Annotated in this window: 13 protein-coding genes; 5 read left to right on the top strand and 8 right to left on the bottom strand. The window is 72.7% G+C overall.

Going from position 1 to position 12,608, the window contains the following annotated elements; all coding sequences use genetic code 11:
- The first annotated feature begins 10 nt into the window (after positions 1–10).
- Both ASD56_RS01080 and ASD56_RS01085 read left to right on the top strand, forming a co-directional pair.
- Positions 11–1,309 carry an isochorismate synthase gene (locus ASD56_RS01080; RefSeq protein ID WP_055960254.1) on the top strand — a complete coding sequence of 433 codons (1,299 nt, stop codon included), beginning with the start codon at positions 11–13 and terminating at the stop codon, positions 1,307–1,309.
- Complete coding sequence (locus ASD56_RS01085) at positions 1,306–2,556, top strand: metal-dependent hydrolase family protein (RefSeq protein WP_200947434.1); 1,251 nt, start codon at positions 1,306–1,308, stop codon at positions 2,554–2,556. Before ASD56_RS01080 ends, ASD56_RS01085 begins: the two co-directional genes overlap by 4 nt.
- Here ASD56_RS01085 and ASD56_RS01090 read toward each other — a convergent pair.
- From ASD56_RS01090 to ASD56_RS01100, 3 genes are read right to left on the bottom strand one after another with little or no spacing between them, the layout of a single operon-like run.
- The gene (locus ASD56_RS01090) at positions 2,553–4,217 is read right to left on the bottom strand and encodes a DUF885 domain-containing protein (RefSeq protein ID WP_055960257.1); all 1,665 of its coding nucleotides are present in this window, start codon (positions 4,215–4,217) and stop codon (positions 2,553–2,555) included. The two genes, ASD56_RS01085 and ASD56_RS01090, sit on opposite strands and share 4 nt — an antisense overlap.
- A 38-nt stretch (positions 4,218–4,255) precedes the next feature.
- Positions 4,256–5,155 (bottom strand): permease prefix domain 1-containing protein, encoded by a 900-nt coding sequence (locus ASD56_RS01095; RefSeq protein ID WP_055960260.1) that lies wholly within the window; start codon positions 5,153–5,155, stop codon positions 4,256–4,258.
- Positions 5,152–5,499, bottom strand: coding sequence for a PadR family transcriptional regulator (locus ASD56_RS01100; protein WP_055960263.1), 348 nt, complete (start codon positions 5,497–5,499; stop codon positions 5,152–5,154). Before ASD56_RS01100 ends, ASD56_RS01095 begins: the two co-directional genes overlap by 4 nt.
- Before the next feature lie 218 nt (positions 5,500–5,717).
- Between ASD56_RS01100 and ASD56_RS01105 the strand changes: the two genes are divergently transcribed.
- Entirely contained in the window at positions 5,718–6,335 is a 618-nt protein-coding gene (locus ASD56_RS01105; RefSeq protein WP_235565462.1) for a class I SAM-dependent methyltransferase, read from the top strand.
- A gap of 20 nt (positions 6,336–6,355) precedes the next feature.
- On the opposite strand, the gene ASD56_RS01110 is transcribed toward ASD56_RS01105, so the two are convergent.
- Genes ASD56_RS01110 through ASD56_RS01120 form a run of 3 tightly spaced genes read right to left on the bottom strand, consistent with a single transcriptional unit; the run spans position 6,356 to position 9,558 of the window.
- The gene (locus tag ASD56_RS01110) at positions 6,356–7,219 is read right to left on the bottom strand and encodes a polyphosphate kinase 2 family protein (RefSeq protein WP_055960266.1); all 864 of its coding nucleotides are present in this window, start codon (positions 7,217–7,219) and stop codon (positions 6,356–6,358) included.
- Between the two features lie 48 nt (positions 7,220–7,267).
- A complete protein-coding gene (menD, locus tag ASD56_RS01115) occupies positions 7,268–9,079 on the bottom strand; it encodes a 2-succinyl-5-enolpyruvyl-6-hydroxy-3-cyclohexene-1-carboxylic-acid synthase (protein ID WP_055960268.1) in 1,812 nt (603 codons plus the stop codon).
- Between the two features lie 2 nt (positions 9,080–9,081).
- Positions 9,082–9,558 (bottom strand): PLDc N-terminal domain-containing protein, encoded by a 477-nt coding sequence (locus ASD56_RS01120; RefSeq protein ID WP_055960271.1) that lies wholly within the window; start codon positions 9,556–9,558, stop codon positions 9,082–9,084.
- Between the two features lie 108 nt (positions 9,559–9,666).
- Here ASD56_RS01120 and ASD56_RS01125 point away from each other — a divergent pair, with 108 nt between their 5' ends.
- Positions 9,667–9,951, top strand: coding sequence for a DUF4229 domain-containing protein (locus tag ASD56_RS01125; RefSeq protein ID WP_055960274.1), 285 nt, complete (start codon positions 9,667–9,669; stop codon positions 9,949–9,951).
- Positions 9,952–9,986: 35 nt separating this feature from the next.
- Here ASD56_RS01125 and ASD56_RS01130 read toward each other — a convergent pair whose 3' ends face one another.
- The gene (locus ASD56_RS01130; protein WP_055960277.1) at positions 9,987–10,976 is read right to left on the bottom strand and encodes a 1,4-dihydroxy-2-naphthoate polyprenyltransferase; all 990 of its coding nucleotides are present in this window, start codon (positions 10,974–10,976) and stop codon (positions 9,987–9,989) included.
- A gap of 75 nt (positions 10,977–11,051) precedes the next feature.
- On the opposite strand from ASD56_RS01130, the gene ASD56_RS01135 reads away from it, so the two are divergent.
- Positions 11,052–11,435, top strand: coding sequence for a VOC family protein (locus tag ASD56_RS01135; RefSeq protein ID WP_055960279.1), 384 nt, complete (start codon positions 11,052–11,054; stop codon positions 11,433–11,435).
- Between the two features lie 18 nt (positions 11,436–11,453).
- Here ASD56_RS01135 and ASD56_RS01140 read toward each other — a convergent pair whose 3' ends face one another.
- Positions 11,454–12,599 carry an AMP-binding protein gene (locus tag ASD56_RS01140; protein ID WP_055960282.1) on the bottom strand — a complete coding sequence of 382 codons (1,146 nt, stop codon included), beginning with the start codon at positions 12,597–12,599 and terminating at the stop codon, positions 11,454–11,456.
- Positions 12,600–12,608: the final 9 nt, after the last annotated feature.

Here is a 12,608-nt window from a genome sequence, read left to right on the forward strand (position 1 = left end):
GGCTTGAGGGGTGACCTTCCCGCGCCGCCCGCCCCGTCTGGTGGTGCAGACGCGCGAGATCGACCCGGTCGACGACCTCCTCGCGTTCACGGACCCCGCCTCGCCGCTCGCGTGGTTGCGCCGGGGCGAGGGCATCGTCGGCATCGGGAGCGTCGGCGGGTACCAGGCCGGCGGTGCCGGCAGGCCCGATCCCGGCGACGACGCCCGCATCTCCCCGGCGGACTGGTGGCGGGCCGTCTCGGCCGAGGCCGACATCGACGATCCGGTCGGCCTGCATGGCACCGGCCTCGTGGCCTTCGGCACCCTCGTCTTCGACCAGCGCTCCGCCGCCTCGAGCCGCCTGATCATCCCCCAGGCGATCATCGGCCGGCGCGACGGCCGCTCCTGGCTCACCCGGATCCGCTCGACCGTCGCCGACCTCGAGGAACCCGCGGTCGAGCCGGTCCCCTACGGTCCGTACTGGTCGGCGACCCTCGGTCCCGGCGAGCTCAATCCCGAGGGATATCAGGCGGCGGTGCGCGCCGGGCTCGACGCGATCGCCGCCGGTGAGGTGGGCAAGGTCGTCCTCGCGCGCGACCTGGTGGGCACGGTGCCCGCCGGGGCCGACCTGCGCCGGCTGGTGCGTGCTCTCTCGCGGGACTACCTCGACACCTGGACCTTCGCGGTGGACGGGCTCATCGGCGCGAGCCCCGAGACGCTCGTCACGGTGTCGGGCGGCGACGTGACCGCCCGCGTGCTGGCCGGGACGTTCCCGCGCGGAGCCGACTCGGACGATGACGCCGCGGCATCCTTCCGCCTCTCGCACAGCGGCAAGGACCTCGACGAGCACCAGTACGCGGTGCGCAGCGTGCTCGATGCCCTCGCCCCGCACACCGGAACCCTGAGGGCCGACGACGAGCCGTTCGCGCTCGAGCTGCCGAACCTGTGGCATCTCGCCACCGACGTCGCCGGCGAGATCGCCGACCACGCCTCTGCGCTCGACCTGGTCGCGGCGCTGCACCCCACAGCCGCCGTGGCGGGAACACCGACGGATGCCGCGATCGAGGTCATCCGGAGGATCGAGCCCTTCGACCGACGTCGCTACGCCGGCCCGGTCGGCTGGGTCGACGCTGCCGGCGACGGCGAGTGGGCGATCGCCCTCCGGTGCGCGCAGATCGGCGCCGAGCCGTCGCACCGCTTCGCCGAGTACAGCGACACCATCCCGGTGGTCGCCCACGCCGGAGCCGGGATCGTGGCCGGCAGCGACCCCGAGACCGAGCTGCTCGAGACGCGCGTCAAGTTCCGCCCGATCGTGGACGCACTGGCGTGAGCGGATTCGGCGTGCCCGCCGGCCTGCCCCCGGGCGGCAGCCTCACGCTGACGAATCTGCAGCTGATCGACGGCAGCGACACCGGTCCGCGAGAGCACCTGGCCCTTGTGATCGAGGACGGCGTGATCGCCGACGTCGTGGCTGCGGCATCCGTCCGCCCGACGTCCAGGACTTTCGACCTCGGCGGCGCGTACGTCATGCCAGGCCTGGTCAACATGCACAACCACTTCTCGCTCTCGCTGCCGGGACCCGGCGGCGACGCGGTGAGCGCTCTCGGGCCCCACGAGCTGGCGCTGTACATGGCGGATGCCGCACGCCGGACGCTCCTGGCCGGAGTCACGACCGTGCGATGCGTGGCCGAGAAGGCCGGGGCGGACTTCGCCCTGCGACGCGCGATCGACGCGGGATGGACGGCGGGGCCCCGCATCCGCACGGCCGGGCGGGCGCTGTGCTGCACCGGCGGTCACGGTCACGAGACCGAGGACACGATCGAGTGCGACGGCGCGGACGAGTTCGCGCGCGGGGTTCGCGGCCAGATCGCACTCGGCGCCGACCTCGTCAAGCTGATGATCTCGGGCGGGATCGCCGGAGAGCACGAGCAGATCACGACGGCGCAGCTCACCCCCGACGAGACGGCCGCCGCGATCTCGACCGCGCACGCCTGGGGCCGCAAGGTCACCGCGCACGCCGGGCCCGCCGAGGTGATCGCCCAGGCGGTCGAGCTCGGCCTGGACTGCGTGGAGCACGGTTACGAGCTGACTCCCGAGGTCGCGAGGCTCATGGCCGAGCACTCTTGCGCGCTGGTCCCGACGCTGGTCGTCACGAGCGCGCAGGCGTTCTTCGACGACCTCGGCGTCCCGCCGTGGATGCAGGCTCGGTCGCTCGGCGCGGCGGAGCGCCACCGCGCGTCGTACCGATACGCCCTCGATGCGGGCGTCGAGGTCCTCCTCGGCAGCGACATGCCGCCGTACTGGGACTTCGAGGGCACGACGGCCGTCGTGCGCGAGCTCGAGCACATGGAGGCCGGCGGGCTCGCACCCGCGAAGGTCGTGCGCGCCGCCACCGCCGGACCGGCGCGCTGGCTGGGCGACGAGTCGGTGTACGGGATGCTGCGCCCGGGCCTCGCCGCGGACCTGATCGCGATGCCGGACGATCCCACCGCCGGCATCGGCGCCCTTCGGGGACTCGATCTCGTCATGAGCGGCGGCGTGGTCGTGCGCGACGACCTCGGCCGCACGCGCGCCTAGGCGCGCGCCGTCAGCAGCTCGCGCAGCGGGTCGAGGCCCATCGGCCCGAGCGCGAGCGCGTCACGGTGGAAGTCGCGCAGCGAGAAGTCGTCGCCGAGCTGCGAGCGCCTGACGGCACGCGCCTCATTCCACAGGCGGGCCCCGACCTTGAAGGCCAGCGCCTGCCCGGGCCAGCCCAGGTAGCGGTCGACCTCGAACCCGGCGAGCGCCGGCTCGACCATGGCGAAGTCCACCAGCATGCGCCGCGCGAGCTCGGGGGTCCAGTCGCCGGCGGGCACCAGCGGGTTGGACGGCACCGGCATCCCGGTGTGCAGGCCGATGTCCGCGACGATGCGCACGGAGCGCCAGATCTGCCCGAGCACCAGACCGAGCCGCTCGGCGTCGTCGCGCACGAGCCCGAGCTCGTCGGCCAACTGCTCGGCGTAGTGCGCCCAGCCCTCGGCGTACCCGTGGATGTGACACAGGTGCCGCTGCCACGGGTGCAGCTCGGGGTACGAGGCGGTGAGCACGAACTGGAGGTGATGGCCCGGCACGCCCTCGTGGTGCACGCTCGTCACCTCCTGCCACGTCGCGGCCACCGGCACACCGCTGGGTATGGTCCAGACCACGCGGCCCGGCGTCGAGCCGTCCGGAGCGCCGGGCGAGTAGTAGACCACGCCCGCCGACGACTCCGATACGAGGCATTCGACGTCGTGCACCGACGACGGCAGATCGAATGCCGGGCCGACCGCGTCGATGCTCGCCCCAACGCGCTCGGTGAGCCATGCGCGGATCGCGTCGACCCCCTCGAGCCGGTAGCGCGGATCGAGATCGAGAGCGGATGCCGCGGCACGCACGGGGTCGTCGCCCGAGCCGCCGAGACCGCTCGCCAGCACGCGGGCCTCGGTGACAAGCCGCTCGAGCTCGACCCACCCGTACCGGTACGTCTCTGCCACGTCGATCTGGGCGCCGAGCATCGCGGCGGCGATGTCGGCGTACGCGGCCGCCCCGACGCCGTCCGCCGAGGCGAACGACGGCAGCTCCTCCCGAAGGACACGCACGAGCTCGCCGAGCGCCCTCGCCGTCTCGACGCCCGCCGCGCGCACCCGGTCGGCAGCCGGCGCGGCGGCTTCCGGCGACACCGGAACCGACCCGAACCAGTCCCCCGCGATCCAGGCCTCGACCTGGGCGGCGAGGGTGTCGAGCTGGCGCACCGGGGCGACGCCTCCCGCAGCGAAGCGGGCGGAGTGGTCACGGGCCCAGCGCAGTGCCTCGATGTACTGACGCACGGCGGCGGGCACGGCCTCGAGGCGGCGCAGCAGCGCATCGCCCGCGGCATCCGGGGTGACGGTCAGACCCTCGACCGCGTACTTCACCAGATGGACCGGCGTCGCCAGCCCCGCGACCAGGCGCGGCGTGAAGCCGGTGTCGAAGAGCAGTCGCTCGCGCTCCAGGCGCTCGCGCAATGCGAGCCGGAGCACCTCATCGCCCGGGCCGGTGGCCGCCAGCGCTTCGAGGGTCTCGCCTTGCAGCTCGTACTTGCGCTGCAGCCACTGCGGGCCGAGATCGGGGAGCGGCGGTCCGTCATCGAGTCCGAGCGCCTGCGCCGCGTCGGGCTCGTGGTCGGCGAGCTCGCGGACATAGGCATCGGCGACGGCGTGGACGGGATCGGGGGCGCGCACCGGATCAGCCTAGGCCGCCCGGTGCGCGCCCCGCGGGGTCACGCCTTCTTGTCGGGAGCGAAGAGCATGCGGGCGAGCAGCAGCATCATGGCGGCGAATCCGCCGACGAAGGCCAGGGGCGCCCACCACCAGCCGACCGTGAAGACCAGCACCACGATCACGGCGAACGTGACGAGCCAGATGACCGCGGAGTAGATGCCGAAGCGCGCCGCCGTCTCGGGTTCCTCCTCGAAGCGGTTGCGGACGCGGGAGGCGTCGTGCTGCGCCTGCCGCACCCAGGCCTTGTGGCGATTGGTCTGCGAGGCGAAGAGGAACGCGAACAGGATGATCGCGCCGATCACGCCGACAGCGGCGAAGACGATACACCACAGTGGAAGGGCCGCCAGCGCCACCAGCACGCCGATGCCCAGCCCGTACGTGCCGATGAGGGTGGCGAGGAAGTAGCCCGCGGCACGGTTCAGCGGCATCGGGTGATTCGTGGTCGTCTCCTGCGACAGCGAATCGCCGACCAGGTACGCCAGGCCGGTCGACGCCACGCCCATGAGCCCGATGGTGAGCTGCACCGGCAGCGGAAGCACCCCGGTCGCGATGAGGATCGCGACCGTCGCGGCGACGACGAACATGAGCGACCACACGACGGCCCGGACGACGAACCCCGCCTTCGGCTTGACGTGGTGTCTCTGCTGCAGCGCGGCGTAGTCGCTGCGGGCGCGGGGTGCGGCATCCGTGTCCTCGTCGAGGAGATCGCGGACGTCTCCCAGCTCGGCGATGGCCTGACGCGCGGCCTGGGCGGGGGTGCGACCCGCACTCTCGAGCTCGGCGGCACGCGCCATCAGGTTGGCGCGCACCTCCTCCTTGAGGTCCTGCGCGTCGGGCGTCATCGCGACGCCGGCGAAGGCCTCGTCGAGCAGGCGATGGATGTCGGTGTTCTCGGTCATTTGTCCGTGCCCTCCAGGAGCGAGTCGATGATGCGCCGCGTCGCGGTCCAGGCCGCGACGTTGCTGCCGAAGACGGCGCGGCCGGCGTCCGTGATGCGGTAGTACTTGCGGCGGCCGCCCTGGCTCTCGTCGCCCCAGTAGGACTCGACGAGGCCGTCCTTCTCGAGACGGCGATAGGTGGCGTAGAGCGTGGCCTCTTTGATCTCGTGGGCCCCGCCGGTCGCATCGCGGATCGCCTTGTAGATCTCGAAGCCGTACGCGTCGCCACGCCGTAGCACGCCCAGCACGATCGTGTCGGTGTGCCCGCGCAGCAGGTCGGCCGCGAAGGCGTCGTCCTTTGTCATGTCGAGTACTGTATCACATCAAGTACCTGACGACGACTGCATCTATACGCGATCGACCTCTCGCCCTAGACTGCCCGCATGTCGTTCGACGTCGCCGCCGAGGCGTACGACCGGTTCATGGGCCGGTACTCGCAGCCCCTCGCCGGCGTGTTCGCGGATTTCGCCGGCGTGCCGGAATCGGGCCGGGCGCTCGACGTGGGCTGCGGCCCCGGCGCTCGATGGCCGTGCTCAGCGCGAGGCTCGGTCAGGACGAGGTCGCCGGCGTCGACCCCGCCGAGAGCTTCGTCGCCGCCGCGCGGGCCCGCTTCCCGTGGGCCGACATCCGCCATGGCACGGCCGAGGCGCTGCCGTTCGACGACCACGCCTTCGACGCGGTGCTCGCCCAGCTCGTGGTTCATTTCATGACGGATGCCGCGGCCGGCGCCCGCGAGATGGTGCGGGTCGCGCGGCCCGGAGCCGTCGTCGCCGCGTGCGTGTGGGACTTCGCGGGCGGGCGGGCGCCGCAGAGCGCGTTCTTCCGCGCCCTTCGGTCGGTCGTGTCCGGCGCCGACGACGAGACCGATCGAGTGGGGGCTCGAGCGGGCGACCTCGGCGCGCTGCTCGAAGACGCCGGCTGCGCGGGCGTCACCGAGTCCGAGCTGTCCGTCGACGTCGACTACGCGACCTTCGACGACTGGTGGGATCCCTACACGCTCGGGGTGTCGCCGGCGGGCAAGCAGCTCGCCGCGCTCAGCGACGCGGATCGCGAACGGGTCAGGGCGCAGTGCCTCGACCTGCTCCCGCCGGCGCCGTTCACGGTGACCGCGACGGCCTGGAGCGCCCGCGGCACCGCCTGACGGAACGCCGCGATACCCTTTCAGGTCGCGGCGAGACGCTTCTTCTCGGCCTCGACGTCGAAGGTGGCGACCGGCCAGTGCGGGTCGATCCCCTCGAGCGCCTCCAGCAGCAGGTGCTGCACCGCGGTGCGCGCGTACCATTTGCGGTCCGCCGGCACCACGTGCCACGGCACGTGCTCGGTGGAGGTGCGCTCGAACACCTGCTGGTAGGCGTCCATGTACTTCGGCCACAGCTCGCGCTCGTCGACGTCGCCGGGGTTGTACTTCCAGTGCTTCTCGGGGCGATCGAGCCGCTCGGTCAGGCGCGCCTTCTGCTCGTCGGCCGAGATGTGCAGCATCACCTTGACGATGCGGGTCCCGGCATCCGTCAGCTGCTTCTCGAAGGTGTTGATCGCCCCGTAGCGTCGCTCGATCTCGTCGCGGGGGGCGAGCTCGCGCACCCGGCCGATGAGGACGTCCTCGTAGTGCGAGCGGTCGAACACCCCGATGATGCCGGGCTCGGGCACGCGCTTGGCGACCCGCCACAGGAAGTCGTGCTCGAGCTCCTCGGGCGTGGGCTTCTTGAACGCGGTGATCTCGACGCCCTGGGGATCGACCGACCCGACGACGTGCCGCACGATGCCGCCCTTGCCCGCCGAGTCCATCGCCTGCAGCACCAGCAGCACCGAGGCATTCGTCGCATCGACCCGGCTCTGCGCGAACAGGCGCTCCTGGTACTCATCGAGCTGCACGGCGCCCGACGCCAGGTCCTCGGCGGCGTGCACCTTGTCCTTGACATATCCCGGAGTCGATCGGGTGTCCACGTCGGCGAGCACGAACCCCTCGCCCACGCGCAGCAGCTCGCCCACGTCCCCGGTCCAGTGCTTCTGGCTGATCGCAGTCATGTGCCCATCATGCCGACCCGGCAGGTGCCGCGGCGAGGAGATTTCCGGCTACCGCTCCAGCGGGACCTCGATGAGCTGGCGGCCGCCGGCGGACGAGGTGAGCACCTGATCGAGCGCGGACCTGGTGGTGCAGCGGTGGTACTCCCACCCGTAGGCCGTCGCGAGCTGCTCCAGCCGCACGGAATGCGGCGTGTACAGGACGCGGTCCATGGCGTCGGCACCCGCGACACCCGCCACTTCGAGGCCGTCGAAGATCGTCCCGCCGCCGTCGTTCCCGACGATCACCTGCAGGCGCGTCTCGTCCTCGGCCGGCGGCAGGAGCAGGGCTCCGGCATCGTGCAGCAGTGCGAGATCGCCCAGCAGCACGCGGGTCACGCCCGGCCGGCCGTCCGCCTGACTCGCGATCGCTATCCCGGTCGCGGTGGCCACGGTGCCGTCGATGCCCGCGAGCCCGCGGTTGGCGTGGACGGGCACCTTCTTGCCGCCGAGTACGTCGTCGGCCACCCGGACCAGGCGGGACGACCCGAACACCAGCCGGTCGTGCGGCCACGTGGCCCGCCAGACGGCATCCACGAGCGAGGCCCGGTCCAGCGGCGCCCGCACCACGCTCAGCTCAGCGGCGATGGCCCCGAGGCGCTCCTCGGGCACGGCGGAGGTGAGTCCCTCCGGGTCGGGTGCCGGAGGGGAGAGATCGACGGATGCCGCGCGCGACGCCTGCAGCCACGACCCGAGCCACGCGCGGTCGGCGTCGCCGACGGCGACCCCCACGGTGTCGACCGCGGTCGTGGCGCCGTTGAGGTTGAGGGGCTCCCCCGGTCCGCGCAGGGCGAAGACCTCGACGTCGGGATCCGACAGCAGGGCCGCGACCTCCCGGCTGAGGGTCGGATGCCCGAGCACCACGACGCGCTCGATGCGTCCGCCCAGCTCGGGATCTCGCAGCAGCGCACGGTAGCCGTGCACCAGGTTGCGGCCGAAGCGCGCCCCGCTGACGACCTCGGCCACGAGGGGCCAGCCGCCGGCGTGTGCGAGGGCCTCGGCATCCGGTCCGGCATCGGCGCCCGCCACGACGAGCGTGCGCGGACCCCGCTCGAGCAGGAACGGGAGGTCTTCGGGCGCGTCCGGCAGATCGGACTCGCCGATGCCGCCGCCGCCCTGGTAGAGCGCGCCGGAGGCCTCGTCCTCGACCGGCGCCTCGACCGGCGGACCGTCGGGGTGCTCTCCCCCGGCGGAGCCGAGCTCGGCGGTCGGCACACCGAACCACTCCGGCAGGTCGCCGGCGAGCGGCTCGCGGTAGGGAAGGTTCAGGTGCACCGGGCCCGGCGAGCGGAGGCCCGCTCCGAGCGCGGCGGCGTAGGCCTCGTCGGCCACCGCACGCAGCATCGCGCTCTGCTCGTCGTCGCCCGTCGCGTCGGTGGTCTCGGGAACGGGCAGGTCCGCCTCGAACCGGACGCTCGGCGCGAACAGGCCCGGCTGCCGGGTCGTCTGGTTGGCGCCGACCCCGCGCAGCTCGGGAGGCCGGTCGGCCGTGAGCAGCAGCAGCGGCACACCGGCGTGGTGCGCCTCGAGCGCGGCGGGGAGCAGCCCCGCGACGGCGGTGCCCGACGTGCAGACGACGACGGCGGGCGCGCGCGTCTCGCGGCCGATCCCGAGAGCGGTGAAGCCCGCGACGCGCTCGTCGATGCGCACGTGCAGGGTGATGGCCTCGCGGCGCTCCAGCTCGGCCGCGACCAGCGCGAGAGCCTGGGATCGGGATCCGGGGCTCAGGACGACGTGCCTCACGCCGAGCTCGACGAGGCGGCCGAGGAGCGCGGCGGCGGCGTCGGTCGCGGCGGAGGAGAGTCCGCGGGGTTCAGCGCCCACCGTCAGCTGACGGCGCCGCGCTGGCCGCGCTCGTCGTCACCGTCGACCGGGCGGGTCGGCGGGTCGGCCGGCCGCGCAGGCGGGTCGGCCGGGGCATCCGGTGAACCGGCGGTGGAGGCACCGGGAGCCGAGGTTCCGGGCTCGGGGGTCCAGCGCGGATCGTCGTCCTCGGCGTCGAGCTGGGCGAGCTCCTCCTCGAGACGGCGGATGCGTTCGTCCTGGTCGGAGATGACGCCGATGCGGCCGAGGAACTCGGGGTCGTCGTCGGGTGCGCGGCGGGCGGCGGCCGTGGAACGGCGGACGCGGCCGACGATCAGCCACAGCAGGCCGCCGAGGACCGGAAGCAGCACGACGATGAGCAGCCACACGGGCTTGCTGACACCCCGGTGCCGGCTGGGCGGCTGCACCGCGCAGTCGACGATGGTGAAGACCCAGAACGCGGTCGCCACCAGGGCCAGAATCAGCAGCACCCGAGGCATGCCCCCATCCTAGGCGGCGTGGCGGGACAGCGGCCGCCTCGTGACCGAACCGTCGCCGGTGGGGGCCGCGGCGGCGCTTCGCTCCGGCCGCTCGCTTACGATGGACGGGTGAAAGCCCGCTCCGCCCTCGTGTACACGGTGCTGCGGCTCCTCGCGTTCCTGGTGCCGTTCGGCCTGCTGATGCTGCTGCCGATCATGCGGGAGTACTACTGGCTCGCCGCGATCTTCGCTGCCCTCATCGGTCTGAGCCTCTCGGTGCTGTTCCTGCGCCGGCCGCTGGACGACCTCACGTCCGGCCTCGCCGAGCGCCGCGCCCAGGCCCGGACGACGGTCAGCGACGAAGACGCCGAAGACGCGGCGAGCGACGCCATCCGCCCGACGCCGACCGACTGAGCCGCGCCGGTCGCGGCATCCGCTCGGCGCGCCCGTCAGAGCGGCGAGCCGACGAACGCCCACGCCAGGATCGCGCCGTAGGCGACCGAGGTGAGCGAGGTGAGCCCCAGGGCGACGACGAGCTCACGCGGGTCGCGGTAGGTCCACACGATCAGGATGGCCGGCAGCGCGGCGAGCAGCACCAGCAGCGTCAGCCATGCGATGGGGTAGACCAGCGCGAGGAACGCCGCGATCGCGAACGCGAGCAGCACGAAGATCGTGAACAGCCACCGGGTGGCGGTGCGTCCGATCAGCACCGTGAGGGTGCGCTTGCCCGACGCCCGGTCCTGGTCGATGTCGCGCAGGTTGTTCGCCAGCAGCACCGCGCAGGCGAGGAGGCCCGCGGCGACGGCGCCGAACCATGCCTCCTGGGGCAGCGAGAAGGCCTGCACCCACGTGGTGCCGAGCGTGGCGACGAGTCCGAAGAAGACGAAGACGAAGACCTCGCCCAGCCCGTAGTACCCGTAGGGCCGCTTGCCCCCGGTGTAGAACCAGGCCGCGAGGATGCACACCGCGCCCACGGCGAGGAACCACCACTGCTGCGTGCGGATGGAGATCGCGAGACCGGCGACGGCGGAGATCGCGAAGAAGACGAGGGCGACCGTCAGCACCGCGCGCGGCTTCACCTTGCGCGAGGCGGTGAGGCGGGCCGGGCCCACGCGGTGGTCGTCGGTGCCGCGGATGCCGTCGCTGTAGTCGTTCGCGTAGTTCACGCCGATCTGCAGCGATACCGAGACGATGAGGCAGAACAGCGCGATGACCCAGTGCAGCTCGTCCGTCACGAGCAGAGCGGCGCCCGTTCCGATGAGGATCGGGGTGATCGCCAGGGGCAGCGTGCGCAGGCGCGCCGCGGCGATCCAGTCGGCCGTGGTCGCCGGCGCGATCGCGCGCGGGTCGCCGGACTGATGCACCTTCTGAGGGTTTCCCCGCGCCGGCTGCTTCTTCGGACCGGGGTGCTTGCGCTTCTTGCTCGGAGTTCCTGCCACGAGTCGCCATCCTAGGGCTTCGGCTCCGCGTCAACCCTCTGGCACCTCGGAACACGCGGAGCCAGACTGCCCGTCATGTTGACCATCGGAAGCATCGTGCTGACCGTCGAGGACATCGAGCGCGCCGCGCAGTTCTGGCGCGGCGCGCTCGGCTACGTGAACCGGAGCGAGCCGAGCGACGACTGGCTCATCCTCGATCCGCCGGGCAAGGCGAACTGGGCCGCGCCGGGAGCGAGCCTCGCCCTCTCGGTCACGGGATACCCGCAGCACTATCCCCCGCGCATCCACCTCGACCTGTACGCCGAGGACCAGGCTGCCGAGGTGCAGCGCCTGCTGGGCCTCGGCGCGCGCGAGGTCGACTGGGACGACTATCCCGACGACGCCGATTGGATCGTGCTCGAAGACACCGAGGGCAACCGGTTCTGCGTGGTCGACACCGGCGAGTACCCCGCCGGCTGACCTCTCCGGCAGCCAGTCTCAGTGCAGCGCGGCGACCGTCCGGCGGATCGTCTCGCGGTCGGGCTTGCCCGAGGCCAGCATCGCCAGCTCGTCCACGATGATCAGCCGCGAGGGCCGCGCGTGCGGGCCGATCGACTCCTTCACCGCGGCGCGGGCCTCGTCGAGCTGGACCGACTCGCTTCGTCGGAGCACCTCGCCCCGGGGTGCGACGATGACGGATGCCTCGCCCCAGCGCTCGTCCGCAACGCCCACGACGACGGCATCCGACAGCCCGGGAACGGAGCGCACGATGCGCTCGACGCGATCCAGCGAGATGTTCACGCCGCCCGAGACGATGACGTTGTCGAGCCGTCCGTGGACGCGCAGGACGCCGTCCTCGACGAGGCCGGCGTCGCCGGTGCGATACCAGCGCGTGCCCGCGTGGTCGCGGCGGAACGCGGCATCCGTCAGCTCCCGATCCCCCAGGTAGCCCTCCGCCAGCACCGGCCCGGCCACCTGCACCTCGCCGTGCTCGATGCGCACCGACACGCCCCGCAACGGCGTCCCGTCGTACACGCAGCCGCCGGCCGTCTCCGTCGAGCCGTAGGTCCGCACAACCCGGGCCCCCGCGTCCTGCGCGCGATCGAGCAGGGCCGGAGGCATCGCCTGACCGCCCACGAGGATCGCCTCGAACGACCCCACCGCTGTGCGCACCGCGGAATCGTGGTCCGCGGCGTCCAGCAGCCTCGCCAGCTGCGCGGGGACCAGCGAGGTGTACGACGGGGCTCGCGCCGCCCCGAGCATGGCCAGCGCCGCGTCGGCGAAGGCCTGCGGCGAGAACGCCCCGGCGAGGACGCGGGGCTCGCGACCGGCCACCAGCGAGCGCACCAGCACCTGGAGACCTGCGACATAGCTCACCGGCAGTGCCAGCAGCCAGGCGCCGTCGCCGATGCGGTCGGCGGTGGCGAGCGCGCTCGCAGTGAGGGCGTCGCGGCTGAGGATGACGCTCTTCGGGATGCCGGTCGATCCGGAGGTCGTGACCACGACAGCGGTGCCGGGGCGCACCTCGACGGGGAGCTCCCCCACCATGCCGAGGCCGAGTGCCGGTCCGTCGCCGTCGACCGCGGCGCGCAGCGCCCGGAAGACGTCTGCGGGTTCGTCGCCGAGGACGGGCTCGAGCCTCATGTCAGCGCC

The organism is Microbacterium sp. Root166 (assembly GCF_001427145.1).
Classification (GTDB): Bacteria; Actinomycetota; Actinomycetes; order Actinomycetales; family Microbacteriaceae; genus Microbacterium.

Bases quoted from the DNA above. Each gene is read 5' to 3' on its own strand.
- ASD56_RS01095 (WP_055960260.1), bottom strand. From the start codon at position 5,155: ATGACCGAGAACACCGACATCCATCGCCTGCTCGACGAGGCCTTCGCC.
- ASD56_RS01100 (WP_055960263.1), bottom strand. From the start codon at position 5,499: ATGACAAAGGACGACGCCTTCGCGGCCGACCTGCTGCGCGGGCACACC.
- ASD56_RS01105 (WP_235565462.1), top strand. From the start codon at position 5,718: ATGGCCGTGCTCAGCGCGAGGCTCGGTCAGGACGAGGTCGCCGGCGTC.
- ASD56_RS01110 (WP_055960266.1), bottom strand. From the start codon at position 7,219: ATGACTGCGATCAGCCAGAAGCACTGGACCGGGGACGTGGGCGAGCTG.
- ASD56_RS01120 (WP_055960271.1), bottom strand. From the start codon at position 9,558: ATGCCTCGGGTGCTGCTGATTCTGGCCCTGGTGGCGACCGCGTTCTGG.
- ASD56_RS01135 (WP_055960279.1), top strand. From the start codon at position 11,052: ATGTTGACCATCGGAAGCATCGTGCTGACCGTCGAGGACATCGAGCGC.
- ASD56_RS01140 (WP_055960282.1), bottom strand. From the start codon at position 12,599: ATGAGGCTCGAGCCCGTCCTCGGCGACGAACCCGCAGACGTCTTCCGG.